The organism is Mesorhizobium sp. M0587 (assembly GCF_040320945.1).
Classification (GTDB): Bacteria; Pseudomonadota; Alphaproteobacteria; order Rhizobiales; family Rhizobiaceae; genus Mesorhizobium.
On the sequence record NZ_JAMYQP010000118.1, the window covers coordinates 1 to 624 of the forward strand.

Annotated in this window: 1 protein-coding gene; it reads left to right on the forward strand. The window is 62.8% G+C overall.

The genetic code is table 11. The annotated features are described in order from the left end of the window. Positions 1–624, forward strand: a 624-nt coding sequence (locus tag NKI49_RS33270; RefSeq protein ID WP_352695957.1) for an AMP-binding protein, incomplete at both ends; no start/stop codon positions are given.

The following is a 624-nucleotide window of genomic DNA, read 5'->3' on the forward strand; positions in this document are numbered from 1 at the left end:
CGACCCCGACCCGCGCGCGCTGGGGCTCACCCCCCGCCATCTCGCCTACATCATCTACACCTCGGGCTCCACCGGGACGCCCAAGGGCGTCATGGTCGAGCATCAAAGCACCGTGAACCTGCTGCGTTGGAGTAGCGGCGTCTACGCGCAAGCGCAGACCAGCCGCATGCTGTTCTCCACTTCGATCAGCTTTGATCTGTCCGTCTATGAGTGCTTCGCTACCCTGTCACAGGGCGGCACGCTCTATCTCGTCGACAATGCGCTGGCACTGGCGCAAACGCCTCTGGACGTCTCGCTGATCAATACAGTCCCCTCTGCGATCGCCGCTCTGCTCGACAAGGAAGCAGTCCCCGCCGCGGCAAGCGCCATCAATTTGGCGGGCGAAGCGCTGAGCGCAGCTCTGATCGAGAGAATCTTCGAGCACAGCCGCGTCGAGAAGATCTGTAACCTATACGCCCCTTCCGAGACAACGACGTACTCGACCTGGATTTGCATGCCCAGGGGAGACACCGTCGTTGAAACGATCGGCCGTCCGATCGCCAACACGCGGATCTATCTTCTGGACGGTCATGGTGCGCCGGTGCCGTTGGGGGCGGTGGGCGAGCTCTATATCGGCGGGGCCGG